The organism is Aurantimonas coralicida DSM 14790 (genome assembly GCF_000421645.1).
Lineage (GTDB): Bacteria > Pseudomonadota > Alphaproteobacteria > Rhizobiales > Rhizobiaceae > Aurantimonas > Aurantimonas coralicida.
The window spans coordinates 945,946-969,373 of sequence record NZ_ATXK01000001.1; the positions used below are offsets into that span (position 1 = coordinate 945,946).

Consider the following 23,428-nt stretch of genomic DNA (forward strand, 5'->3'; position numbering starts at 1 on the left):
CGCCAGTTGCCAACAATAGGAGGAAACAAGTCATGAAACGCATGTCTCTTCTGCTCGGAAGCGCCGCCCTTATAGCCCTGCCGATCAGCGCGGCCTCGGCCGACTGTCGCGAGGAAATCGCCATGCTCGGTGGGACCGGCACGACGGCTTCCATCTCCGGCTCCGCAGGCGATATGGCCGGCTCGGCCAGTGCCTCCGGCACGGCCGACGGCAAGACCACGAACTTCGAAACCGGCGCCGGCCTCGACACCGGCGATGGCGAGGTGACCAAGGACGGCAGCATGGCGCCGCTGCAGAGCGACGCGGACGCTTCGGCCACAACCGGGACCGGGACCGGCGGCGCTGCGAGCGCTGAATCCACGAGTTCGGCCGCATCCGGTCAGGCCGGGGCTTCCGGCAGTGCATCCGGTGGCGCGATTGCCAAGGACGGCTCGACCATGCCGATGGAGAGCGAGACCAGCGGCGACACCGCCATGTCCGGCCAGGACAGCGCGTCGCAGCAGGACGGTGCCGAGACCGCGGCCAATGCCGCGGCCGGCACCGACCAGGCTGCGGGCGAGTCCTCTATGACCGCCGACGCCTCCGCAAGCGGCACGCCGCTGGAGCGGGCCGAGATGGCGCTGGCCAAGGGCGACGAGGAAGCCTGCATGGCCGCGATCGAGGAAGCCAAGGCTGCCAAGGCGCAGTAATCTGGCCTCCTGCACATGACGAGGGCGCCGGCATCGCTGCCGGCGCCCTTTTTCATGGCACGCGCAAAATTGCTATGACTGCCGCGCCTCAGGTCGTCAGCTCTTCCCGCCCCGCAAATTCCTCCAGCGCTTCGGGGTTGGCGAGCGCTTCCTTGTTCTTCACCGGCCGGCCCTCGACGACTTCGCGCACCGCGAGTTCGACGATCTTGCCGGATTTCGTGCGCGGGATGTCCTGCACCTGCAGCACCTTGGCCGGCACATGGCGGGGCGACGCCCCCTCCCGAACGACGCTCTTGATCCGCTTGATCAGATCCTCGTCGAGGGTCAGCCCCTCCGCCAGGCGCACGAACAGCACGACGCGCACGTCGTCGTCCCAGGGCTGGCCGATGCAGATCGCCTCGATCACCTCGTCCATCTGCTCGACGACATTGTAGATCTCGGCCGTGCCGATCCGCACGCCCTGGGGATTGAGCGTGGCGTCCGAGCGGCCGTGGATGATCATGCCGCCATGCTCGGTCCATTCGGCGAAATCGCCATGGCACCAGATGCCGGGGAAGCGCGCGAAATAGGCGTCGTGATAGCGCGAGCCGTCCGCATCGTTCCAGAAGCCGATCGGCATCGACGGGAAGGCCTTCGTGCAGACGAGGTCGCCCTTTTCGCCGCGCACCGGCTCGCCGTCGTCGTTCCAGACGTCGGTGGCCATCGCCAGCGCCGGTCCCTGGATCTCGCCGACATAGACCGGCAGCCAGGGCACGCCCATCACGAAGCAGGCGGCGATGTCGGTGCCGCCGGAGACCGAGGCGAGATGCAGATCGGGGCTGATGTCGGAATAGACATATTCGAAGCCTTCCGGCGACAGCGGCGAGCCGGTCGAGGACAGCACCTCGACCACCGACAGATCGTGGGTCTCGGCCGGCTTCAGGCCGAGCTTGCGCGAGGCGTCGATGAACTTGGCGCTGGTGCCGAAGAAGGTAGCCTTCTCCTCGGCCATGTAGTCGAAGATCACCTCCGGCTTCGGATGGAAGGGCGAGCCGTCGTAGAGCAGCAGCGTCGCGCCCGAGGCGAGCGCGGTGACCAGCCAGTTCCACATCATCCAGCCGCAGGTGGTGAAGTAGAAGAACCGCGCCCCCGGCCGCACGCCGCAATGCAGCTGATGCTCCTTCAGATGCTGGACCAGCAGCCCACCCGCGCAATGGACGATGCATTTGGGCACGCCGGTCGTGCCGGAGGAAAACAGGATGTACAGCGGATGCGAGAAGGGCAGCCGCTCATAGGCGATCTCCCTTGGCGCGTAGGGCGCGATGAACGCGTCCAGCGAAACCCCGCCCGGCGTCGCCCCGGCCACCTCCTCGGCCTTGCCGAGATACGGCACGACGATGGTTTTCGCGGCGCCCAGCTTGCCGGCGATGGCGGCCAGCTTGTCGGCGATCTCGATGGTCTTGCCGGCGTAGTAGTACCCGTCGCAGGCGATCAGCAGCTTGGGTTCGATCTGGCCGAAGCGGTCGAGCACGCCGCGCTCGCCGAAATCGGGCGAGCAGGACGACCAGACGGCGCCGATGGAGGTCGCCGCGAGCATGGCCGCGATGGTCTCGGGCATGTTCGGCATCATCGCCGCGATCCGGTCGCCGGCGACGATGCCCTCGGCGCGGAACGCCTGAGCAAGCCGTGACACCAGCGCCTCGAGCTCGCGCCAGCTCAGCCGCCGGCGCACCTTGTCTTCGCCGCGAAAGACCAGCGCATCGGCGTCGGGCCGGTCCCTGGCGTGGGCCAGGAGGTTCTCGGCAAAGTTCAGCCGCGCTTCGGGGAAGAACCGGTCGTCGCGCATCGTGTCACCAGCCACGAGGCTCGGTCCGGCCTTGTCGCCGACGACGCCGGTGACATCCCACAGAACGTCCCAGAAGGTCGCTCGGTCATCGACGGACCAGCGGTGCAGCGCCGTGTAATCGGCAAAGTCCCGGCCGGTCCGCGCGCCGGCTTCCTGTGCGAAGCGCGTGAGCGGATGCTGCGCCACCCGCGCCGCGTCCGGTTTCCAAAGCAGCCGTCCAGCCATTCCCGCCTCCCAGTGATCGTGCCTTGCTGGTGCCACACCGCCTTGCCATTGGCAACGCTGGCGAATTCGCCGCCGGCGCCCGCCCGTCCACCGCCCGTATCCACATCCGAACGTTCCGTAAGGGCGCGCTCCCTCTGGTTTCGCGCGACGCCTTGGACTAGAACGGCTCGAAAATCTGAAAGGAAATCGGTGGCGCGCAATTTCTCCCTGGACCGGCTCGCGAAACGGGCTGATGCTCCCGGCGGGAGACGGCGGGGAACGAAACGACTGGCCGCTGCCGGCGTCATTCTCGTCACGCTGCTTCTGACGGCGTTTCTGACCCTCCCGCAGCTGGCGATCGACACCGATGCGGCGCGCGACGATCTCGTCGCGCGGCTCCAGACCATGACCGGCGAGACCGTCACGGTCGAGGGCGACGTCACCTTTTCACTCCTGCCACGCACCCGGCTCGTGGCACGTCATGTGCGGATCGGCACGGCCAACGCCTTTACCATCGACACCGTCGTTGCCGATCTCGATGCGGTGGATGCCCTGATCGGCACCGCCTCGATCGCGCGCGTCGTTCTGGTGCGGCCTGAGTGGCGCCCGCTTCCCGAGACCGAGCCGGCGCTCGAAACTGCCGAGCCTGTGCTTGTTCCGGCCGCCAACGGCATGGCGGCGCCGCACCAGGGCGGGCCGCTGGACGGCCCGCGACGTTTGGTGCGCACGCTGCTCGAGCGGTTTCACGATCTGGAAACGCTGGAAATCCGTTCCGGCGTGTACCGGCCGCGGGCCGGCGACAGCCGCGCCGGCATCAGCAACGCCAATCTGATCGTGGCGCAGGCCTCCTCCACGTCGGCGATCTATGTGTCCGGTTCCTTCATCTGGAACGGCCAGCCAAGCGAGCTCGATCTCCGCCTTGCCGCGCCCAAAGCGCTGCTGTCCGGGGACCCGAGCGAGGTCCGGATCGCCCTGTCGTCTCCGCCTCTCACCGCCAGCTTCGACGGCGAGGCGACCCTCGATCGCAACGCGACCATCTCGGGCGCACTGCGCATCGATGCGCCGTCGCTCAGCCGCAGCATCGAATGGCTCGGCGAGTCGCGACCCGACACGCCCGATATCGGCCCGGTCGCCCTCGACGGCACGCTGCTTCTGGCCGGCAGCCGCGCCAATCTGCAGGACACCCGCATCACCATTGCCGGCAGCCGCGGCCAGGGTGTGATGGAAGCCGAGTTCGGCGGCGACAAGCCACGGGTGCGGGGCACGCTGGCCTTCCAGACGCTGGATTTCGATCCCTTCACCCGATCCATCGCGCCATTGCCGCGCAACGTCCTCGACTTCAACCGTCCCATCGACCTCGCCTTTGCCGACGAGATCGACCTCGACGTGCGGCTGTCGGCGGCGCAGGCGAATTTCGCGCATGTGCCGATGTCCGAGATCGCGGCGGTCGTTGCCCTCGACGACGGGATCGCCAAGCTCGACATCGGCGACGCGCAGGTTTTCGGTGGCCGCGGCCAGGCCAGCCTGACCTTCCACTCCACCTCCGAACGCCCGACGGCGACGGGCAGCCTGACCCTCAGCGGGATCGACACCGACGCGTTTCTCGGCGCCCTCGACGTCACCACCCTCGGCGTCGGCGGCCGGTCGGATCTCTCCGTCAGCATGAAGACGCCGGTCAGCGACTGGGAGACGATCATCCGCCATGTCCGCCTGGAGGGGCAGATCAGCGCCCGGGGCGGCGCCATAAGGGGCCTCGCTCCACAGGTCTTCGCGACCCCCGAAGCGCGGCCCCTGCTTGCCGGCACGGCGGGGGCGACGGTGCCCTTCGACACCATGGAACTGGGTCTGTCGGCCGCGGGCCCGCGACTGCGGATCGACGATCTGGCGATCGCCAACGGCGCCGGCCTTCTGACCGCCGTCGGCAGCGTCGCCCTCCATGACGAGGAGATCAGTCTGCGCGGCACCTACAATGCGGATGCGCAGCAGACCGCCTCGGCTGAGCGCGAATTCACCACATCGAAACCGGTTGCGTTCATCCTGCAGGGGCAATGGCCCAACCCGAGCGTCACGACGCGGTAGAGCCCTCCCCGGTCCGCCGACAAGGCGTATGAGGCACCGGTGGCGGCGATCCGCGGGTCCGCGCTCGGCCAGCAACGGACGCTCCGACATGCTTCGCGCACCGCTCATCCTCATTTCCGCAACCCGCTGCTGGGGGCCGCTTCTGCCCCTCGCCGCCGCCCTGATGCTGTCCGCGGCCGCCCATGCCGCGCCCGCCGCGGATGCCGGGGCGGGCGACCGCCCGGACTGTGCGATGCGCTATCATTCGGCCCTGCAGACCATCCGGACCGGCGCCTTCGCGGCGATCAAGCCGGCCCGCGCCATTGCGTTCAAGGGCGACGATTCGCTCCCCGAGGGCCCGATTTTCCGCGCCTCCGCCAGGCGTGGCTCGGCCGAGGCGAAGGCACTGGCGGAAGCCTCCGGCATTGCCCGCAACCGCGGCCGCGCAAGCTGGGTCGGCAGCGCCAACGACCGCTGGATCGCCGATCGCATCGTCACCGATCTCGGCGAATATGTGAGCCAGGGCCCCTCGCCCTATCTGTGCAGCGGCGTCGCCAACTATCTCGAGACGCTGAAGAGCTACATGGACCGCATCGCGACCAGCCCGGCCAAGGCTGCCGGACACCGCGCTGTCCAGACGGCGGCGACGCAGGACAGCGTCCGGGCCGCATTGGTCGCCATGGGTCCGGTGCCCACGCCCCGCTTCGCGCCGCCGCTGCGCGGTCATCCGCTGGTCTTCGACCTGCGGCAGTCCAAGGGCCTCGAACGGTCCGCGCAGGCCGTCGCCTTCGGCCCGCATTTCGATCCAGCGCTGCCGCCGCTGGCGATGGCGGAGACCGCGCGTCCGGCCCTTGAGACCGACGCCGACCGGCTGGCCGTCCTCGATATGCTGATCGACACTGCCCGGACCAACGGCTTCCTGGCCGGCCCTTCCGCCGTCGCCGAGACGGCCGCCGAACCGGTTGCGGGCGCCCGGCTGAAGGCCGATCCGGCGATCACCGGCGCCATCGGTGGCGAACGCGCGAAACGCCCGGTTCTGGCCCGTCTGGAAGCGCTGCAGCCGCGGGTCGTCGGCCGCTCCGCCGAGATCGGCGACGCGCTGGTGCGCAGCGCCCTGACCGAAGCCTTCGCCGATATCGAGGCGCTCGACCATCTCGCCCACCGCCCGCGCGGCGGCTACGACCCGATGCTCGCCGCCATCGCCGCCACGATGGACGCGATCACCACGGCGCATGGCGAAGCCTGCGACTGCACCGGCGCCAACATGGCCGCCGCCACTGCTGGCACGGCATCGGCGAACCGCTGAGCCTGTCGAACCGTCGCCAGGACTGCCGGCAGATCAGCCGGCGGTCGCCGCCAGATGGGCGTCGCGGGCCTTCTGCACCTCGCGGCGCTTGTTGAGGATCGCCGCGATGATGACGCCGACCGAGACCACGGCGATCAGCAAGGTGCAGACGGCGTTGATCTTCGGCGTCACGCCCAGCCGCACCTGGCTGTAGATCTTCATCGGCAGCGTCGTTGCGCCCGGCCCCGAGGTGAAGCTGGCGATGACCAGGTCGTCCAGCGACAGGGTGAAAGCGAGCATCCAGCCGGCGGCGACGGCCGGCCAGATCACCGGCATGGTGATTAGGAAGAAGGTCTTCCAGGGCGGGCAGCCGAGATCCTGCGCCGCTTCCTCGAGGCTGCGGTCGAAGCTGATCAGCCGCGACTGCACGACCACCGCGACGAAGCACATCGAGAAGGTGATGTGGGCGATGGTGACGGTCCAGAAGCCGCGGTCGAAATCCATCGCCACGAACAGGAGCAGCAGCGACAGGCCGGTGATCACCTCCGGCATGACCAGCGGCGCATAGACCATGCCGGCAAAGAGCAGCCGGCCGCGGAAATCGAAGAAGCGCACCAGCGTCGTCGCCGCCAACGTGCCGAGGATCGTCGCGACGCTGGCCGACAGCAGCGCCACGCGCAGCGTCACCCAGGCCGCGTCGAGCAGCGCCTGGTCGTTCCACAATTCGCGGTACCAGACGGTCGAGAAACCGGCCCAGACCGTGACCAGCCGCGAGGCGTTGAAGGAGTAGATCACCAGGAGAAGGATCGGCAGGTACAGGAAGGCGAAGCCGAACACGACCGAGACGATGTTAAAGGGCGACCAGTTCCGCGTCACGTCAGCCGTTCCCCGTTGTCTTGGCCTGTGCCCGCTGGAACCAGACGATCGGCAGCACCAGCACGATCAGCAGAAGGATCGCCACCGCCGACGAGACCGGCCAGTCGCGATTGGAGAAGAACTCGTTCCAAAGGGTGCGCCCGATCATCAGCGTGCGCGAGCCGCCGAGGAGATCGGGAATCACGAACTCGCCCACCGCCGGAATGAAGACCAGCATGATCCCGGCCAGGACGCCCGGCCGCGACAGCGGGAAGGTGATCGTCCAGAACGCCTTCACCGGCGGACAGCCGAGATCGTTGGCCGCCTCGATCAGGCGGTAGTCCATCCGCTCCAGCGAGGCGTAGATCGGCAGCACCATGAAGGGCAGGTAGGAATAGACGATGCCGATATAGACGGCGATATTGGTGTTCATGATGACCAGCGGATCGGAGATCACGCCGAGCCACATCAGGAACTGGTTCAGGAGCCCGTCGGTCTTCAGGATGCCGATCCAGGCATAGACGCGGATCAGGAAGCTCGTCCAGAACGGCAGGATGGTCAAAAGGATCAGCACCGGCCGCAGGCCGCCCGGCGCCCGCGCGATGCCATAGGCCAGCGGATAACCGATCAGCAGCGTGATCGCCGTGGCGATCCCGGCGATCTGCAGGCTCGACAGATAGGAATTGATGTAGAGCGGGTCCGACGTCAGCCAGACATAATTGTCGATCGTGAACTGCTGGAGATTGTCCCAGAAGGTCGACAGGTTCTCCAGCGAGAAGGACGGCACATAGGGCGGCTGCGCCAGCGCGATCTGCGACAGCGAAATCTTGAAGACGATCAGGAACGGCGCCAGGAAGAACACCAGCAGCCAGACGAAGGGAACGCCGACGACGAGGCTGCGATAGAGCCGCGCGCCGCGGCTGCGCAGCTTGTCCCGTGCAGGTTCCGGTGGCGCGTCGGCCGGGATCAGGGGTTCTACCGCCATGGCTAGCCGGCCAGGACGATGCCGGAATCCGGCGCGAAGGTCAGCCAGACCGCCTCGTCGTAGCCGATCTGCTCGGACGCCCCGCGCACCGAATTGAGCGTCGCGGCGCGCACGATGTCGCCGCTCTCCAGCCGGACGTTGAACAGGGTCATGTCGCCGAGATAGGCGATGTCCCAGATTTCGCCGTGGAGCGCGTTGATCGACACGTCCGCCGGCTTCTGCCGGGACAGCCGCATCTTCTCGGGGCGAATGGCGAAGAACGCCTCGCTCCCGGTGGCGAGATCGCCGGCGGTCTCCGCCTCGATGGTCACGCCGCTGGTGGTGGCGATCCGGGTGGTGCCGCCGGCACTGCTCTCGATCGTGCCGGCGAGGATGTTCACCGAGCCGATGAAATCCGCCACATAGCGGGTGGCCGGCGCCTCGTAGATGATCTCGGGAGTGGCGACCTGGACGATGCGCCCCTGGTCCATGACGGAAATCCGGTCGGCCATGGTCATGGCCTCTTCCTGGTCGTGGGTCACGATCAGGAAGGTCAGGCCCATTTCCTGCTGCAGATCCATCAGCTCGAACTGGGTCTCTTCGCGCAGCTTCTTGTCGAGCGCGCCCAGCGGCTCGTCGAGGAGCAGCACCTTCGGCCGTTTGGCCAGCGAGCGGGCGAGCGCCACGCGCTGCTGCTGGCCGCCGGACAATTGCTGCGGCTTGCGCGCGGCGAAACCGTCGAGCTTGACCAATTTCAGCATCTCGGCGACGCGGTCGTCGCGCTCCGACTTCGCCATCCCGTCCTGCTTCAGGCCGAAGGCGATGTTGCCGGCAACGTCCATATGGGGAAACAGCGCGTAGCTCTGGAACATCATGTTGACGGGCCTGCGATGCGGCGGGATGCCGATCAGGCTCTGGCCGTCGAGGCGCACGTCGCCCTCGCTCGGTTCCTCGAAGCCGCCGAGCATGCGCAACAGGGTGGACTTGCCGCAGCCGGACGGCCCCAGCAGCGCGTGGAACTCGCGCCGGTAGATGCCGAGCGACAGGTCGTCGACAGCCTTGAACTCGCCGAAGCGCTTGGTGACGCGATCGAACTCGATAACCGGCGACTGCGTCGCGTCGGCCCAGGGCGCGAAGCTGCGACGGATGTTGCCGAGGGATTTCTGCACCGTCGCCACCTCGTCCGTGAATCGACCCGTTGCACCGCCCGGTGATCATGGCGATGGCCCGCTCCCGGCCAGAGGCCGGAAGCGGGTGCGCTCATGTCGGGCGAAGCGCCTTACTGACCGGTCTGGACCGTCGTGAAGGCGCGGTTGATGAGCCGCTGCGTGCGGGCGTCGTAGGCTTCCTTGGTGTAGAGATTGGCGAGAACCTCGTCGCTCGGATACACCGCCGGATCGTTGATGATCGCGTCATCGACGAATTCCTGGCTGGCCTTGTTGCCATTGGCGTAGACGACGTAATTGGTCGCCTTGGCGATGACCTCGGGGCGCATCAGATAGTCGATGAAGGCGTGGGCGTTCTCCGGATGCGGCGCGTCGGCCGGGATCGCCAGCTGGTCGAACCACATGCGGGCGCCCTCCTTGGGAATCGAATAGGCGATCTCGACGCCCTGCCCGGCTTCGGCCGCGCGGTCGCGGGCCTGGAAGATGTCGCCCGAATAGCCGTAACCGACGCAGATGTCGCCATTGGCCAGCGCGTTGATGTATTCCGACGAGTGGAACTTGCGCACGAAGGGGCGCACCTTCAGCAGCATCTCCTTGGCCTGCTCGATCTCGCCCGGATCGGTCGAGTTCGGATCGAGGCCGAGATGGTTGAGCGCCGCCGGCATCACCTCGGTTGGTGCGTCGAGCATCATGATGCCGCAATCTGCCAGCTTCTTGGCATATTGCGGATCGAAGATCAGGTCCCAGGAATCGGTCGGCGGATTGTCGATCCGCTCCGCGACCATCTTCTTGTTGTAGCCGATCCCGGTGGTGCCCCACATGTAGTTGACCGAATAGTCGTTGGCGTCGCCATATTCGCCGACGCGGTCGCTGATCACGTCCCACATCTTGTCGAGATTGCTCAGCTTCGACTTGTCGAGCTTCTGGATCAGGCCGGCCTCGATCTGGCGGACCAGATATTCGGAGGACGGCACGACGACGTCGTAGCCGCTGCCGCCGGCAAACAGCTTGGTGTCGAGGATGTCGTTGGAATCATAGACGTCGTAGACGACCTTGATCCCGGTCTCCTCGGTGAAGTCCGCCAGGATGGAATCGTCGATATAGTCCGACCAGTTGTAGACATTGACGACCTTCTCTTCCTGAGCGGTCGCCGTTCCGGCGCCTATGGCGAGGGTTGCGGCAGCAGCCCCCAGCATCGCGATCAGTCGTGTCATTCGGTCAGGACCTCCATAAGATGTGTATCGGAAGCGGGCATCGTCCCCGCCGGGTGTCGGCGCCAAGTTAAGAACATCGGCGCGCCAATTCCTAGCCCTTGCGCGCCCTTCCGGCGTGTTGCCGGGCCGCTTCAGCTTTCCCGTGGGCGGATCATGAAGCGGGCGTCGCTGCCATAGTCCGCAAGGGCCCCGGCCGGCAGCGTGTCCGACGCATCGATGAAGCCGAAGCGGGCCCAGAAGGGCACCGTGCCATAGACCGAGACCAGCGCCGCCGACGGATAGGACGCGGCCTGTTCGAGCAGCAGTTCGACACCCGGCGCGGCCAGGCCCTGCCCGCGCATTTCGGGCGCCACCACCACGTCGTGGATGAAGAACCGGTCGGCGGGCGTCGGCAACGTGCCGAGCAGCGTGTTCAGCTTGGGTGGCGGGCCCTTCGTCCAGGGATGGGCGAGCGTGTAGCCGCAGACGATGCCGGCCGGGTCGGCGAGAACGAGGCAGCCTGCCGGACAGAGATTCAGGCGGTCGGTGAAGACCGCCTCCTCCTCCGGCAATCCGGGGTGGACCCGGTCGGCCAGCGCGATCGCGGCGCGCAGATCGGAGCGCGCCATGGGGCGCCACCGGGCCGTGTCGTTCCGCGCCGTCATCCGCATGCCGTCCCGTCCTACAGCCGACCGCCGGTCAGCGGTGCTTCGTGCCCTCGCCGTAGAACAGCTTTTCCCAAGCCTTGTGGGCCTTGTAGCCCTCGCGGATGAAGGGCGTGAAGACCGCCATGTTGAGGACCGCCTTGTTGGTCGTCTTGGCCGGCTGCTTCAGCGGCTTCTCAAAATCGACGAACAGCACCACCCGCACCTTGTCCGAGTGGTTCCAGGCCTCGTGCTCATAGGCGTCGTCGAAGATCAGCGCCTTGCCCTCTTCCCAGTGGCAGGTGCGGTCGGCGACCCGGATGCCGATCTTGTCCGGCTCGTCGGGGACCAGCAGGCCGAGATGGAAACGCAGGACGCCGTTATACGGACCGCGATGCGGCGGCAGGTGCTTGCCCGGCTCGAAGATCGAGAACATCGCCGATTTCATGCCGGGGATCTTCTGCAGGATGCGCCAGGTCTCGGGACACTGGCGGATCGCCTCCTCCGACTTGATGCCGTAGCCGCACAGGAAGAAGGTCTTCCAGTTCTGGTCCGACGAGATCGAGCGCACTTCCGACGAGATCTCGTGGAACGCCGGCAGTTCGCCCTTGCGCACCAGGACATTGTCGAGCTCGGCGCGGATCGCCTTCCACTCGGCCTCGACCTCGCGCGCCCATGGAAAGTCGTCGGTCTCGAAGACCGGCGGATTGCCGACGGCCGAATGCTTCAGATTGAGCTTCTCGGCGCCATCGACGAGCCGCTGCACCGAGCGTGCGACGAAGCCGTCGCGGGTCATCGTATCGTCCAGACCTTCGGTCTTCTGCTTCTGCTGGCTCACAGGCTTGTCTTTCGTTGTGTTCGCATTCCCGCCGGCCACCGCCGGGCGATGTCCGCCTTCGCCGCAGGTCCCCGCGCTCGCCCGCTAATTGTGACGGTACGCTGACACCTGCAAGGGCGCGTCGCGCTGCATCTGGCCCCTGTTCACTGGAAATCAAATGCCGACAGGCCGGTGACCATTTCGTCGAGACCCAGCGGGCGGGTCAGCGGCGGCTCGGCGCGGGCAAGGCACGCCTGCCGCTCGCACAGCCGGCAGGCCGGGCCGATGCCGACCGTGGCGGGCTTGGTTCCCAGATGCCGGCCATAGACCGTCTCGTCCTTGTAGCCAATGTCGCAGCCGATCAGGATGGCCGTCCGCCGCGGACGCTCGGCAAATCCGGCCTGCAGCCCTTCCAGCGTCCGAGCGACGAGCAGGAACTCGGCGCCGTCGGGCATTTCGGCGCTCTCGACCAGGATCTGCCCCGGCTGGGCGAAGGCCGCGTGGATCGGCAGCTTGGGACAGCCGCCGCCAAAGCGCTGCACCGGAAAGCCGCGGGCGCCGGCCCGCCGGAACCGGTTGCCGGCATTGTCCACCTCGAGCAGGAAGAACGGCACGCCCGGCGCGCCCTGGCGCTGCAGCATGGTCAGCCGGTTGGCGGCCTGCTCGAAGGACACCTGGAAGCGGCCGCGCAGGACGTCGATGTCGTAGGCCGAGCGCTCGGCGGCGGCCTGGAAGGCGGCATAGGGCATCATCAGCGCATGGGCGGCGTAGCGCAGCAGCTCGAACCGTGCCAGCCGGCGCGCCTCGTCGCTCGAAAAGGCGAAGGTCGCGGCCTCCGCCGAGATCACCTCACCGAAGGCCAGGAGGCAGGATTCCAGCGCCACCTCGCGCAGCCGGTCGGCCGGGGCGAGACGCTCGGACAGGAACAGCCGGCGCGAGTGCCGGTCGAAGCGGCGGCGCCAGTTCGGCATGGTCTGCACCGGCAGCACCCGCACGGAAATGTCGTGCTCCTTGCGCAGCCAGGTCTTCAGCGCTCCCATCAGGTCGTCGCCGGCGGTCAGTGTCTGGTGCAGGGCCTCCGCGGCACTTTCCAGCGCGGCGAAATAGTTCGGCCGGGTCTCGAACACCTCGCGGACCTCGTCGATCGGCAGCCGCGCGCCGGCCAGCCCGGTGCCGCGCCCCTCCCGCGCCAGGAGGTCGGACAGGTCGGAGAGCCGCCCATGCTGCTCGCGATAGGCGCGATAGAGCTTGATCACGCCGGCCGCCGCGTTCGGCGCGGCTTCGGCGATCTCCAAGAGTTCCTGCTCGCCGGGAAGTTCGCCGGCGAGCAGCGGGTCGGAGAAGACCCCGCGCAATTCGGCGACGGAGCCCTGCTGCTCGCCCCGCAGATCGCCGATATCGACCTCGTAGGTCTGCGACAGCTTGAGGATGAGCTGCACTGTCAGCGGGCGCTGGTTGCGTTCGATGAGGTTCAGATAGGACGGCGAGATGCCGAGTTCCTCGGCCATCGCGGTCTGGGTCAGGCCGAGACCGTTGCGGATGCGGCGGATGCGCGGTCCGGCGAAGATCTTGTTCTCGGCCATCAGGCGCCTCCCGGGAAGAAAGAGCGCGCCGGATCGTCAGGGGCCAAGGAATCGTCAGGGGTAAGGGAGTGGAAGGGGTGCGGCCGGGTGCACCGGCCACCGGGTGCGGAACGGCCGTTCAGGCGCCCAGATGCGTGCCGCCGCCCTGCATGCGACGCAGGCAGGCAGGGCCCGGTCCGCGCATGTAGTGACGCTCGGGATGGTAGGCCGCCAAAGCGTTGCTCAGGCCCAGAAGACGCAAAACCACACGCACCGCACTCATCGTCCGCTCCAAATCTCGACCGGTCGTCCGCCGACAATTGGCAGCATGACCGGGAAAGGTTTCGATTGATGGAATCCAAGGCGATATTGTGTTGGTGGATCATGTCTTTCACGAAAATCCATACCCCTGTGACGCCACAGCAACGGCCTTGAGCGCCCCGCGCCGACGGCCGCGGGCGACCGCAATGCGCCATCCCGGCCTATGACAATTTTTACATCGTGACAATCGCAGCCTGTGAAGGTCCTGACAAGACGACCCGAATAAGCCTGCGATCCGACCGCCGGGCGCTTCTCAGCACATACTGGCGATGTCATGTCTCTCCCCAGGCGCTGCCAGTGGCTTGTCACAGTCGCATCGGCAGCCGGAATTCAGGAGAGGATCGACCGCCATGACCGATTTTTACAATCTCGTCCCGTCTGCCCCCGAAGGCCGCTTCGACAATGTCGAGCGCAACTACACGCCCGAGGACGTCCAGCGCCTGCGCGGTTCGGTCCAGATCCGCTACACGCTTGCCGAGAACGGCGCCAACCGGCTCTGGGAGCTGATCCACTCGGAAGACTTCGTCAATTCGCTCGGCGCGATGACCGGCAACCAGGCCATGCAGCAGGTCCGCGCCGGCCTGAAGGCGATCTACCTCTCCGGCTGGCAGGTCGCCGCCGATTCCAACACCGCCTCGTCGATGTATCCGGACCAGTCGCTCTACCCGGCCAATGCCGCGCCCGAGCTCTGCCGCCGCATCAACCGCACCCTGCAGCGTGCCGACCAGATCGAGCATGCCGAAGGCGCGAAGTCCGTCGACACCTGGTTCGCCCCGATTGTCGCCGACGCCGAGGCCGGCTTCGGCGGCCCGCTCAACGCCTTCGAGATCATGAAGGCCTTCATCGAGGCCGGCGCGGCGGGCGTGCATTTCGAGGACCAGCTCGCTTCCGAGAAGAAGTGCGGCCATCTCGGCGGCAAGGTGCTGATCCCCACCCAGGCGCATATCCGCAACCTGACCGCGGCGCGGCTGGCGGCCGACGTGATGGGCGTGCCCTCGCTGGTGATCTGCCGCACCGACGCCGAGGCGGCCAAGCTGATCACCTCGGACATCGACGAGCGCGACCAGCCCTATGTCGATTATGACGGCGGCCGCACGCCGGAAGGCTTCTACCGGGTCAAGAACGGCCTCGAGCCCTGCATCGCCCGGGCGATCGCCTGCGCGCCCTATTCGGACCTGATCTGGTGCGAGACCTCCAAGCCCGACCTCGAACAGGCCCGGCGCTTCGCCGAGGCGGTGAGGAAGGAGCATCCGAACCAGCTCCTGGCCTACAATTGTTCGCCGTCCTTCAACTGGAAGAAGAACCTCGACGACGCGACCATCGCCAAGTTCCAGCGCGAGCTGGGAGCCATGGGCTACAAGTTCCAGTTCATCACCCTGGCCGGCTTCCATCAGCTGAACCACGGCATGTTCGAACTGGCCCGCGGCTACAAGGACCGGCAGATGGCCGCCTATTCGGAGCTGCAGGAAGCCGAGTTCGCCTCCGAGGCCGACGGCTATACGGCGACGAAGCACCAGCGCGAGGTCGGCACCGGCTATTTCGACGCCGTCTCCATGGCCATCACCGGCGGCCAGTCCTCGACGACCGCCATGGGCGAATCCACCGAGAGCGCGCAGTTCAAGAAGGACCAGCATCTCAGCGTGGCAGCCGAGTAGCCCCCTCGCGCAAGTCGGTTGGCCAACCTCCGGCCACTTGCGCAAACGGAGCGGGACACGCGCGGGAGTTTCTCTTCCCGCTTCCGCGGCCCCCAGTCTCCCGCTCCCCCGGAACGCTCCCCCGAGCGGCGTTCCGGGACCCCACGACACCGACATGACGACCAACCAAGGAGACAGACGATGAGTGCAGTCGCTATCGACGAAAGCCGCCCCCGCACCCGCGTCAAGGAGCGGGCGGAGGAGCAGTCCTCTTCCATGGACGAGGCCCAGCAGGCCGCGATCCGCATGCTGGCCAATGACCTTCACCGGCTGAACCAGTCCGTGATGAAGGCGGTCGAGGCCGGCGTCTCTGTCGAACTCGTGCGCTCCGCCCGCCACCATTCCGGCAACGGCAATTGGGGCGACCTGCTGATCCCGGTCGTGGTCAAGACCGGGGGCTGAGTACCCGGCGGACGCCCGCCGAACGGTGTCGGCCGAGATCACGCAAGCGACGCCCGTTCCCTGCACAGCCGGGGAGCGGGCGCTTTGCGTCGGGGATGCGGGGCTGATCATCGCCAAGACGGCGCATCCCGGCGCGGGCCCCGCCTTCCCTCACCCCCGTCCGGCACGCTACACTCCGGCCCAATCCGCCCGAGAGGCGCTTCCCCGCAGGATGGCATGACCAGCACGAAACCTCCGAAATCGCCGCGTCCGAGCGGACCCGCACGGATCGATTACGGCCGCAAGACCGGCCGCGTCGGCGGCAACGAGGCCAGCGCCGTCAAGGGCGCGCCGAACGCCAAGCGCGATCCCGCGCCGGTCAAGGTGCCGGCGAATGACGGCGCCCATCTGGAATCCAAGCGCGGCGTCGCCTCCATGCACGAGGCCTCGGGCTGGCTCGCCGCACGCGGCATCGACGATCTGGAATGCATCACCCCGGATCTGGCGGGCGTCGCCCGCGGCAAGATGATGCCGGCCAAGAAGTTCACCGCCAACACCTCGCTGGCGCTGCCGTCGGCGCTGTTCATGCACACGATCTCCGGCGAATATCCCGAGGAAAGCGGCGAGTTCCGCTATTCGCCCGGCGACGGCGACCTCAAGCTCGTGCCCGACCTCTCCACCCTGTGCCGGGTGCCCTGGGAGAGCGACCCGACCGCCCAGGTGATCTGCGATCTCGTCGACCAGAACGGCGTCGCCGTCGGCTACACGCCGCGCAACGTTCTGAAGCGGGTGATGGCGCTTTATGACGCCAAAGGCTGGAAGCCGGTCGTCGCACCGGAGATCGAATTCTACCTCGTCTCCAAGAATGTCGACCCGGACTACCCGCTGGTGCCGCCGATCGGCCGCTCCGGCCGGCAGATCCAGTCGGGCCAGTCCTATTCCATCGGCGGCGTCAACGAATTCGACGAGCTGATCGACGACATCTACGACTATTCCGACGCGCAGGGGCTGGAGATCGACACGCTGATCCACGAGGAGGGCGCCGCCCAGCTCGAGATCAATCTGCGCCATGGCGACCCGCTGGAGCTCGCCGACCAGGTCTTCATGTTCAAGCGCACCATCCGCGAGGCGGCGCTCGGCCAGGACATCTACGCCACCTTCATGGCCAAGCCCATTCAGGGCCAGCCGGGCTCGGCCATGCACATCCACCAGTCGGTGATCGACAAGGAAACCGGCCGCAACGTCTTCTCCAACGAGGACGGCTCGGCCTCCGACCTGTTCTTCGCCTTTCTCGGCGGCATGCAGCGCTACGTGCCGGCGGCGCTGATCATGATGGCGCCCTATGTGAACTCCTATCGCCGCCTGACCTACGGCATGGCCGCGCCGACCAACACCGCCTGGGGCTACGACAACCGCACCACCGCCTTCCGGGTGCCGACCTCGGACGCTGCCGGCCGCCGCGTCGAGAACCGCCTGCCTTCCTCCGATACCAATCCCTATCTCGCCATCGCGGCCTCGCTCGCCTGCGGCTATCTGGGCATGGTCAACAACCTCACGCCCGAGGGCCCGACCGACCGGACCGTTAATGAGGACGGCGTCATCTCGCTGCCCCGCGGGCTCCTGGAAGCCCTGGCGATCTTCGAGGCCGAGAAGGATTTCGACACTGTCTTCAGCCCGGAATTCGTCGGCACCTATGCCGGCATCAAGCGCGGCGAGCACGAGACCTTCATGCAGGTGATCAGTCCCTGGGAACGCGAGTTCCTGCTCCTGCAGGTCTGAGCCTTGCCCGCCTATCAGTCTCCCATCGCCCCCGGCCGCTCCTGGTACGAGGACAGCATCGATCGGCCGAGCTATCCGGCTCTGGACGGCAGCCGCAAGGCAGACGTGCTGGTCGTCGGCGGCGGCTTCACCGGCCTGTCGGCGGCGCTGCATCTCGCCCGCACCGGCGTCGACGTGGCGGTGCTGGAAGCGCATCGCTTCGGCGATGGCGCCTCGGGGCGCAATGGCGGACAGATGGGCACCGGCCAGCGGCTCTGGCCGATGGAGATCGAGGCGGCCTACGGCTTCGAGCGATCCAAGGCCCTGTTCGATCTCGCCGAGGAAGCCAAGGCCCATCTGACCGAGTTCATCACCGCCAACGGCATCGACGCCGACTACCGCGAAGGCCAGCTTTCGGTCGTCCACAAGCGCCGCTACCTGAAGGATTACCGCGCCCAGGTCGAGGAGCTGACGACCCGCTACGCCTATCCCCATGTCAGCTTCATGGACGCCGACGAGACCGCCGACCGGCTCGGCTCGCGCCGCTATCTCGGCGGCATTCGCGACACCGGCACCGGCCATATCAACCCGATGAAGCTGGTCGTCGGCAGCGCCCGGGTCGCGGCCGAGGCCGGGGCGCAGCTCTTCGAGAACAGCCATGTCGAGCGGCTCGACCGGCGTGATGGCCGGATCGTCGCCGTCACCGCCCATGGCGAGGTCAGCGCCGAGCGCGTGCTGATCGCCACCAATGCCTATGGCGGGGGCCTCGATCCGCAGGTCGACGCCCATGTCATGCCGATCGGCTCCTTCATCGGCGCGACCGAGCCGCTGGCCGATCCCGACGCGGTGCTGCCCGGCGGCGAATCCTGCGACGATTCCCGCTTCGTCGTGCGCTATTTCCGCAAGAGCCGCGACGGCCGCCTGCTCTTCGGCGGCCGCGAGGCCTACACCTCCGCCACCGGCGACATCGGCCGGCACATCCGCAAGCAGATCGCCGAGGTCTATCCGCATCTGGCCGATGTGCGCCTCAGCCATGCCTGGGGCGGCTCTGTGGGCATCACCATGGAGCGCCTGCCCTATGTGCGCAGCCTGGCACCGGGGATCACCACCATCGGCGGGTTTTCCGGACATGGCGTCATGCTCGCGAACTTCGCCGGCCGCCTCTATGCCGAGCGCGTCAACGGCAATCGCGACCGCCTCGCCGACTTCGAGGCGCTGCGCATTCCCGCCTTTCCGGGGGGGCGGCGACTGCGCGCACCACTGCTTTTCCTTGCAATGACCTGGTTTTCCCTGCGCGACCGCTTCTAAAACCCGGCCCGCGCGACATATTCGGATCGTGCGCGGCAGGACCCATCGCCCGCAACCGGCAGGCAGGCAGCCCAACCGACGCACCATGACGGCCCCAGGAGCAGACGACACGATGCCAGATCTCGACATTCTCAAGGGCCGCACGGGGCTGATCGTCGAGGACAACATGATCATCGCGCTCGATGCCGAGCAACTGCTGCTCGACAACGGCATGGCGCGGATCCTGACCGCCGCGAATGTCGCAGAGGCCCTGCGTCTGATCGAGGCTGAAACGATCGATGTCGCGCTGCTCGACGTCAATCTCGGCTCGGAAACCAGTTTTGCGCTGATCGCGCCGCTGAATGCGCGGAGCGTGCCCTACATCTTCGTCACCGGCTACGGCGAGAATCTCGATCTGCCGCCGGAGGCCGGCGCCAGCGAAGCGATCAACAAGCCCTATGACGACGTCCGCATGCTGGAGGCGGTCACACGGGCCTTTGCCAGGCGCGAGGCCGCGGCCTGAGCGCCCGGCGCGAATGATTTTCGCCGGCCCGCCGCGGCTATGGAATAATTCAATCGATTAGATTACACAGCGGACGGAACGGCTTCCCCCGCTCATTGTCTTGCAGAGGGACGATACATGTCCAGCCAGATCATTCCCGTCGACCCGTTCGACTATGTCGTCTTCGGCGGCAATGGCGACCTTGCCGAACGCAAGCTGCTGCCGGCGCTCTATCATCGCGATCATGACGGGCAGATGCCGCAGGATTCGCGGATCATCGGCGCCTCGCGCACCCATATCTCCGACGAGGAATACCGGGCCTTTGCCCGCGAGGCGATCGCCAAGCACGTCAAGCCCGAGGACACTCACACGACGTCCGTCGAGCGTTTCGTCTCGCGCCTGCACTACCGCCAGGTGGATGCCCGCGCCGACGAGGGCTGGGACGAGCTGAAGGCTCTTCTGGAAGGCGCCGAGGATGGCAACGGCACGCGCGTGCGCGCCTTCTACCTGGCGGTCGGCCCGGCGCTGTTCGCCGATCTCGCCTGCCGTATCGGCGAGAAGGGTCTGGTCCACGCCAACACGCGGCTGGTCGTCGAGAAGCCCGTCGGCCGCGATTTGGAATCGGCCCGTGAACTGAACGACATCATCGGCCGCTACTTCACCGAGGATCAGGTCTTCCGTATCGACCATTATCTCGGCAAGGAGACGGTGCAGAACCTGATGGCGCTGCGCTTCGCCAATGCGCTGTACGAGCCGATCTGGAACTCCGCCCATATCGACCACGTCCAGATCACCGTGGCGGAATCGGTCGGGCTGGAAGGCCGCGCCGGCTATTACGACAAGGCCGGCGCGCTGCGCGACATGGTGCAGAACCACATCCTGCAGCTGATGTGCCTGGTCGCCCTCGAGCCGCCCCCGACGCTGGACGCCGACGCCCTGCGCGACGAAAAGCTGAAGGTGCTGCGCGCCCTCACCCCGATCGATGCCTCGAATGTCGAAAGCCGCACCGTGCGCGGCCAGTATAAGGCCGGCGCCTCCGATGGCGCCGCCGTGCGCAGCTATCTCGACGATCTCGGCGAGGCCCAGAGCGACACCGAGACCTTCGTCGCCATCAAGGCCGAGATCGGCAACTGGCGCTGGGCCGGCGTGCCCTTCTACCTGCGGACCGGCAAGCGCCTGTCCGAGCGCATGTCGGAGATCGTCGTCACCTTCCGGCCGATCCCGCATTCGATCTTCGCCGGCCTCTCGGGCAGCATCCAGCAGAACCAGCTGGTCATGCGGCTGCAGCCCAATGAGGGCGTCAAGCAATGGGTGATGATCAAGGACCCCGGTCCCGGCGGCATGCGCCTGCGCCACGTCCCGCTGGACATGAGCTTTGCCGAATCCTTCCGGGTGCGGAACCCGGACGCCTATGAGCGGCTGCTGATGGACGTCATCCGCGGCAACCAGACCCTGTTCATGCGCCGCGACGAGGTCGAGGCGGCCTGGAACTGGATCGACCCGATCCCGCAGGCCTGGGCCGAGAAATCCATGAAGCCGCAGGGCTACACGGCCGGTACCTGGGGCCCCTCCTCCGGCGTGGCGCTGATCGAGCGCGACGGCCGCACCTGGCACGAACCCGACTGAGGCGATCCGGAATGAGCACAGCCCCCGTCCTGCACCGCTACCGCGATGGCGACGCTTTGGCCGAGGCCCTCGCGGTCGGCGTGGCCGCCGTCCTCGCCGGCGCCATCGCTACCCGCGGCACGGCGACCCTGGCGGTCTCCGGGGGCTCGACGCCGAAGCGCTTCTTCGAGCGTCTGTCGCAGGCCGAGATCGACTGGCCGAATGTCAACGTGCTCCTGGTGGACGAACGCTGGGTGCCGGCAACGAGCGATCGCTCGAACGCCGCGCTGGTCGCCGACAAGCTCTTGAAGAACCTCGCCGCGGCGGCGCATTTCATTCCCTTCTATCTCGACGCCGAAACGCCGGAGGACGCGCGCGAGGATCTCGCCGAGCGCTTCCGGCGGCTGGCCCGCCCGCTCGACGCCGCCGTGCTCGGCATGGGCACGGACGGCCATACCGCCTCCTTCTTTCCGGGCGGCGACAATCTCGATGCCGCCATCGACCCGCAGACCACCGAGCCGGTCGTCGCCATGCGTGCGCCCGGGGCCGGCGAGCCCCGCGTCACCCTGACCCTGCCGATGCTGGTGGAAGCGCGGCTCCTGGCGATCCACATCGAGGGCGAGGAGAAGCTCGCCGTCTACGAAAAGGCATTGGCCGGCGGCCCCGTCGAGGAGCTGCCGATACGCGCGGTCCTCGAAGCACCGCGCAAGGACCCGGCCAACGTCTTCTGGTGTCCCTGACGCCCCTTTCACCGTCCAGGAGGTCAATCCCATGACCGTCGATCCGCGCATTGCAGAGATCACCGACCGCATCCGAGAGCGTTCCGCGCCGACGCGCGAACCCTATGTGGCGCGCATCATGGCCAAGGGCGCCGAGGGACCGAAGCGCTCGACCCTGACCTGCGGCAACCTCGCCCATGGCTTCGCCGCCTGCGGCCCGCTGGACAAGTCCCGGCTGTCGGGCGACCAGACGCCCAATCTCGGCATCATCACCGCCTATAACGACATGCTCTCGGCCCATCAGCCCTTCGAGCGCTATCCCGAACTGATCCGCGAGGCGGCCCGCGCCATGGGCGGCACCGCGCAGGTGGCGTCCGGCGTTCCGGCCATGTGCGACGGCGTCACGCAAGGCCAGGCCGGCATGGAGCTGTCGCTGTTCTCGCGCGACGTGATCGCCATGGCGACCGCCGTCGGCCTCTCCCACGACATGTTCGACGCCGCAGTCTATCTGGGCGTCTGCGACAAGATCGTGCCGGGCCTGACCATCGCTGCTTTGACCTTCGGCCATCTGCCGGCGATCTTCGTGCCGGCCGGGCCGATGACCTCGGGCCTGCCCAATGACGAGAAGAGCCGCATCCGCCAGCTCTACGCCGAAGGCAAGGTCGGGCGCGAGGAACTGCTCGCCGCCGAATCCCAGTCCTATCACGGCCCCGGCACCTGCACCTTCTACGGCACCGCCAATTCCAACCAGATGCTGATGGAGATCATGGGCCTGCACACGCCGGGCTCGTCCTTCGTCAATCCGAACACGCCGCTGCGCGATGCGCTGACGCGGGAAGCGGCTAGGCGCGCCCTGTCGATCACCGCGCTGGGCAACGAATACACGCCGGCCGGTCTGGTGGTGGACGAGCGCGCCGTGGTCAACGGCGTCGTCGGGCTGCACGCCACGGGCGGCTCGACCAACCACACCATGCATCTGGTCGCGATGGCCGCGGCCGCCGGCATCAGGCTGACCTGGCAGGACATTTCCGACCTGTCGGACATCACGCCGCTGCTGGCCCGCGTCTATCCGAACGGCCTCGCCGACGTGAACCATTTCCAGGCGGCCGGCGGCATGGGCTTCCTGATCCGCGAACTGCTCGATTGCGGCCTCCTGCACGAGGATGTGCGGACCGCATGGGGCCATGGCCTGCGCGCCTATACGGTCGAGGCGCGGCTGGCGCCGGACGGCGAGACCGTGCTGCGCGAAGCCGCCCCCGCCCACAGCGGCGATCCCAAGGTGCTGACCACCGCCGACCAGCCCTTCTCGTCCAATGGCGGCTTGCGCATGCTCAAGGGCAATCTCGGCAAGGCCGTCATCAAGGTTTCCGCCGTCCGGCCCGAACGCCGCATCGTCGAGGCGCCGGCGAAGATCTTCCACGACCAGAACGACATGAAGGCCGCCTTCGATTCCGGCGAGCTCAACCGCGACTTCGTCGCCGTGGTCCGCTTCCAGGGCCCCAAATCCAACGGCATGCCGGAACTGCACAAGCTGACGCCGCTGCTCGGCGTCCTCCTCGACCGCGGCCACAAGGTGGCGCTGGTCACCGATGGGCGGATGTCGGGGGCCAGCGGCAAGGTGCCGGCGGCGATCCACGTCACGCCGGAAGCCAAGGCAGGCGGGATGATCGCCAGGCTGGTCGATGGCGACATGGTGCGCCTCGATGCCGATGGCGGCACGCTGGAAATCCTCGTGGACGCCGACGAACTGGCAGCGCGGCCCCTCGCCGACCCCGATCTCAGCGGCAACGAATTCGGCATGGGCCGGGAATTGTTCGCCACCTTCCGGGCGGCAGTGGGCACGGCCGACGCAGGCGCCAGCGTCTTTTGACGGCTTCCGCAGCGCGCGTTCGCATGATA

The 23,428-nt window shown here is 67.3% G+C and carries 20 protein-coding genes; 11 read left to right on the forward strand and 9 right to left on the reverse strand.

Annotated elements, in window-relative coordinates; all coding sequences use genetic code 11:
• The first annotated feature begins 32 nt into the window (after window positions 1–32).
• Complete coding sequence (locus H536_RS0104345) at window positions 33–689, forward strand: hypothetical protein (protein WP_024349303.1); 657 nt, start codon at window positions 33–35, stop codon at window positions 687–689.
• Between the two features lie 88 nt (window positions 690–777).
• On the opposite strand, the gene H536_RS0104350 is transcribed toward H536_RS0104345, so the two are convergent.
• Window positions 778–2,739, reverse strand: coding sequence for an acetoacetate--CoA ligase (locus H536_RS0104350; protein ID WP_024349304.1), 1,962 nt, complete (start codon window positions 2,737–2,739; stop codon window positions 778–780).
• Window positions 2,740–2,928: 189 nt separating this feature from the next.
• Here H536_RS0104350 and H536_RS0104355 point away from each other — a divergent pair, with 189 nt between their 5' ends.
• Complete coding sequence (locus H536_RS0104355; RefSeq protein WP_024349305.1) at window positions 2,929–4,797, forward strand: AsmA family protein; 1,869 nt, start codon at window positions 2,929–2,931, stop codon at window positions 4,795–4,797.
• An 88-nt stretch (window positions 4,798–4,885) separates the two neighbouring features.
• On the forward strand, window positions 4,886–6,082 hold the full coding sequence (locus tag H536_RS0104360) for a hypothetical protein (RefSeq protein WP_024349306.1): 1,197 nt from the start codon (window positions 4,886–4,888) through the stop codon (window positions 6,080–6,082).
• A gap of 33 nt (window positions 6,083–6,115) precedes the next feature.
• On the opposite strand, the gene H536_RS0104365 is transcribed toward H536_RS0104360, so the two are convergent.
• From H536_RS0104365 to H536_RS24255, 8 genes are all read right to left on the reverse strand, one after another.
• Window positions 6,116–6,937 (reverse strand): ABC transporter permease subunit, encoded by an 822-nt coding sequence (locus H536_RS0104365; RefSeq protein WP_024349307.1) that lies wholly within the window; start codon window positions 6,935–6,937, stop codon window positions 6,116–6,118.
• A gap of 1 nt (window position 6,938) precedes the next feature.
• Window positions 6,939–7,901: an ABC transporter permease subunit gene (locus H536_RS0104370; RefSeq protein WP_155898374.1), complete on the reverse strand. Its 963-nt coding sequence runs from the start codon at window positions 7,899–7,901 to the stop codon at window positions 6,939–6,941.
• A 2-nt stretch (window positions 7,902–7,903) separates the two neighbouring features.
• Window positions 7,904–9,049: an ABC transporter ATP-binding protein gene (locus tag H536_RS0104375; protein ID WP_024349309.1), complete on the reverse strand. Its 1,146-nt coding sequence runs from the start codon at window positions 9,047–9,049 to the stop codon at window positions 7,904–7,906.
• 110 nt (window positions 9,050–9,159) lie between these two features.
• Window positions 9,160–10,260, reverse strand: coding sequence for a polyamine ABC transporter substrate-binding protein (locus H536_RS0104380; RefSeq protein ID WP_024349310.1), 1,101 nt, complete (start codon window positions 10,258–10,260; stop codon window positions 9,160–9,162).
• Window positions 10,261–10,391: 131 nt separating this feature from the next.
• The gene (locus H536_RS0104385; RefSeq protein WP_024349311.1) at window positions 10,392–10,904 is read right to left on the reverse strand and encodes a GNAT family N-acetyltransferase; all 513 of its coding nucleotides are present in this window, start codon (window positions 10,902–10,904) and stop codon (window positions 10,392–10,394) included.
• A gap of 34 nt (window positions 10,905–10,938) precedes the next feature.
• Complete coding sequence (locus H536_RS0104390; protein WP_024349312.1) at window positions 10,939–11,721, reverse strand: aspartyl/asparaginyl beta-hydroxylase domain-containing protein; 783 nt, start codon at window positions 11,719–11,721, stop codon at window positions 10,939–10,941.
• Between the two features lie 143 nt (window positions 11,722–11,864).
• Window positions 11,865–13,283, reverse strand: coding sequence for a helix-turn-helix domain-containing protein (locus H536_RS0104395; RefSeq protein ID WP_024349313.1), 1,419 nt, complete (start codon window positions 13,281–13,283; stop codon window positions 11,865–11,867).
• 118 nt (window positions 13,284–13,401) lie between these two features.
• Complete coding sequence (locus H536_RS24255; RefSeq protein ID WP_154653355.1) at window positions 13,402–13,545, reverse strand: hypothetical protein; 144 nt, start codon at window positions 13,543–13,545, stop codon at window positions 13,402–13,404.
• Window positions 13,546–13,933: 388 nt separating this feature from the next.
• Here H536_RS24255 and aceA point away from each other — a divergent pair, with 388 nt between their 5' ends.
• The 8 genes from aceA to edd all read left to right on the forward strand — a co-directional run bounded on the left by aceA (window position 13,934) and on the right by edd (window position 23,399).
• On the forward strand, window positions 13,934–15,238 hold the full coding sequence (gene aceA, locus H536_RS0104400; protein ID WP_024349314.1) for an isocitrate lyase: 1,305 nt from the start codon (window positions 13,934–13,936) through the stop codon (window positions 15,236–15,238).
• 180 nt (window positions 15,239–15,418) lie between these two features.
• On the forward strand, window positions 15,419–15,679 hold the full coding sequence (locus tag H536_RS0104405; protein ID WP_024349315.1) for an SMc00767 family acetate metabolism repressor: 261 nt from the start codon (window positions 15,419–15,421) through the stop codon (window positions 15,677–15,679).
• A gap of 216 nt (window positions 15,680–15,895) precedes the next feature.
• Window positions 15,896–17,437 carry a glutamine synthetase family protein gene (locus tag H536_RS0104410; protein WP_024349316.1) on the forward strand — a complete coding sequence of 514 codons (1,542 nt, stop codon included), beginning with the start codon at window positions 15,896–15,898 and terminating at the stop codon, window positions 17,435–17,437.
• Window positions 17,438–17,440: 3 nt separating this feature from the next.
• Entirely contained in the window at window positions 17,441–18,724 is a 1,284-nt protein-coding gene (locus tag H536_RS0104415; protein ID WP_024349317.1) for an NAD(P)/FAD-dependent oxidoreductase, read from the forward strand.
• Between the two features lie 112 nt (window positions 18,725–18,836).
• Window positions 18,837–19,226, forward strand: coding sequence for a response regulator (locus H536_RS0104420; protein ID WP_024349318.1), 390 nt, complete (start codon window positions 18,837–18,839; stop codon window positions 19,224–19,226).
• Window positions 19,227–19,343: 117 nt separating this feature from the next.
• The gene (zwf, locus tag H536_RS0104425) at window positions 19,344–20,831 is read left to right on the forward strand and encodes a glucose-6-phosphate dehydrogenase (protein WP_024349319.1); all 1,488 of its coding nucleotides are present in this window, start codon (window positions 19,344–19,346) and stop codon (window positions 20,829–20,831) included.
• An 11-nt stretch (window positions 20,832–20,842) separates the two neighbouring features.
• Window positions 20,843–21,550 carry a 6-phosphogluconolactonase gene (pgl, locus tag H536_RS0104430; RefSeq protein WP_024349320.1) on the forward strand — a complete coding sequence of 236 codons (708 nt, stop codon included), beginning with the start codon at window positions 20,843–20,845 and terminating at the stop codon, window positions 21,548–21,550.
• Between the two features lie 31 nt (window positions 21,551–21,581).
• Window positions 21,582–23,399: a phosphogluconate dehydratase gene (gene edd, locus H536_RS0104435; RefSeq protein ID WP_024349321.1), complete on the forward strand. Its 1,818-nt coding sequence runs from the start codon at window positions 21,582–21,584 to the stop codon at window positions 23,397–23,399.
• Window positions 23,400–23,428 lie beyond the last annotated feature (29 nt).

Excerpts from the sequence above, each read along its gene's own strand:
- H536_RS0104395 (WP_024349313.1), bottom strand. The coding sequence starts at position 13,283 with ATGGCCGAGAACAAGATCTTCGCCGGACCGCGCATCCGCCGCATCCGC.
- H536_RS0104360 (WP_024349306.1), top strand. The coding sequence starts at position 4,886 with ATGCTTCGCGCACCGCTCATCCTCATTTCCGCAACCCGCTGCTGGGGG.
- H536_RS0104420 (WP_024349318.1), top strand. The coding sequence starts at position 18,837 with ATGCCAGATCTCGACATTCTCAAGGGCCGCACGGGGCTGATCGTCGAG.
- pgl (WP_024349320.1), top strand. The coding sequence starts at position 20,843 with ATGAGCACAGCCCCCGTCCTGCACCGCTACCGCGATGGCGACGCTTTG.
- aceA (WP_024349314.1), top strand. The coding sequence starts at position 13,934 with ATGACCGATTTTTACAATCTCGTCCCGTCTGCCCCCGAAGGCCGCTTC.
- H536_RS0104380 (WP_024349310.1), bottom strand. The coding sequence starts at position 10,260 with ATGACACGACTGATCGCGATGCTGGGGGCTGCTGCCGCAACCCTCGCC.
- H536_RS0104345 (WP_024349303.1), top strand. The coding sequence starts at position 33 with ATGAAACGCATGTCTCTTCTGCTCGGAAGCGCCGCCCTTATAGCCCTG.
- H536_RS0104410 (WP_024349316.1), top strand. The coding sequence starts at position 15,896 with ATGACCAGCACGAAACCTCCGAAATCGCCGCGTCCGAGCGGACCCGCA.
- H536_RS0104350 (WP_024349304.1), bottom strand. The coding sequence starts at position 2,739 with ATGGCTGGACGGCTGCTTTGGAAACCGGACGCGGCGCGGGTGGCGCAG.
- H536_RS24255 (WP_154653355.1), bottom strand. The coding sequence starts at position 13,545 with ATGAGTGCGGTGCGTGTGGTTTTGCGTCTTCTGGGCCTGAGCAACGCT.
- H536_RS0104385 (WP_024349311.1), bottom strand. The coding sequence starts at position 10,904 with ATGACGGCGCGGAACGACACGGCCCGGTGGCGCCCCATGGCGCGCTCC.
- H536_RS0104405 (WP_024349315.1), top strand. The coding sequence starts at position 15,419 with ATGAGTGCAGTCGCTATCGACGAAAGCCGCCCCCGCACCCGCGTCAAG.
- edd (WP_024349321.1), top strand. The coding sequence starts at position 21,582 with ATGACCGTCGATCCGCGCATTGCAGAGATCACCGACCGCATCCGAGAG.
- H536_RS0104370 (WP_155898374.1), bottom strand. The coding sequence starts at position 7,901 with ATGGCGGTAGAACCCCTGATCCCGGCCGACGCGCCACCGGAACCTGCA.
- zwf (WP_024349319.1), top strand. The coding sequence starts at position 19,344 with ATGTCCAGCCAGATCATTCCCGTCGACCCGTTCGACTATGTCGTCTTC.